Here is a 1,123-nt window from a genome sequence, read left to right as displayed (position 1 = left end):
CCATTCCGCCCCCGCCGCCGCCACGACCCCGTCCAGGTCCGCCGCTGGCTGGGATACCTGGCCCACCACCTCACCACCCAACCCGCTGCCGGCGGCCAGGGCACCCGCGACCTGGCCTGGTGGCGACTGGCCGCCACCACTCACACCTTCACTCCCACCACCCGACTCGCCCTCACCCTGGCCACCGCCCTCATCACCGGACTTGCGGCCGGGCTCACTTACGGACTCGCGGAGGGGGTCTCGGGCAGGCTCACGGACGCGCTCGTGTTCGGCCTCGCGGTCGGCCTCGCGGTCGGGCTCGTGGCCGGGCCCGTGGTCGGGCTTAGGGCACGGTCGTGGGCGCAAGACTCACCCGGATACGCCGACCTGCGCATCCGCCGACGCTCGGCCGTCCTCACACGCAACCTCGCGGTCAGGCTCCCGCACGGGCTCGCGGCCGGGTCCGCGGTCGGGCTCGCGTTTTCCCTCACGGGCGGGGTCGGGGAGTACTACATCGCCGTGGACGGCTCCACCTACTACAAGGACCACGGCGGCTACTTCGTCGCGGACGGCAACTCCTCCCCTGTGGACGGCGACGCGGGAAACCTCGCGGACTACCTCGTGAATGGGCTCGTGGACAGCCTCGCGGTCGGGCTCGGGGTCGGGCTCATGGTCGGGTTCCCGCTCGCGCTTGCGCTGGGGATCATGGCTTGGGCAGCGACACCAGCGCAGACTCACCACGCCACAACACCGATGAGCAGCTGGCGCACCGACCGGAGGCTGAACCTGCTCCGCTTCAGCACCATCACCCTCGCGTTCGCACTCTCGTTCATGGTGCTGTTTACGTTCGCTGTCGCGTTCACGGACGACCCTGAGGTCGGGCTCGCGGTCGGGCTCGCGCTCGCGGTCGCGCTCGCGGTCGCGCTCGTCGGGCTCGTGTTCGGGCTCGCCTTCGGGAAACACCGGGCCTGGTGGGCCTACCAGCTCGCCACCTGGAAACTGGCACGAGCCGGTCACCTGCCACGCCGACTCATGCCATTCCTGGACGACTGCCACCGTCTCGGCCTGCTACGCACGGTCGGCCCCTACTACCAGTTCCGCCACGCCGAACTCCACGACCACCTCGCCGCAACCCACCCACCCC

Annotated in this window: 1 protein-coding gene; it reads left to right on the top strand. The window is 70.8% G+C overall.

The features are described from left to right. Nucleotides 1–1,123 (top strand): hypothetical protein (locus tag E1287_RS44515; protein WP_207934828.1); only part of this gene is annotated, 1,123 nt, incomplete at both ends.

Origin of the sequence: Actinomadura sp. KC06, assembly GCF_004348735.1 — a bacterium.
Lineage (GTDB): Bacteria > Actinomycetota > Actinomycetes > Streptosporangiales > Streptosporangiaceae > Spirillospora.
The sequence above is the reverse complement of the archived record's forward strand: the minus strand, read 5'-3'. Positions and strand labels throughout refer to the sequence as shown.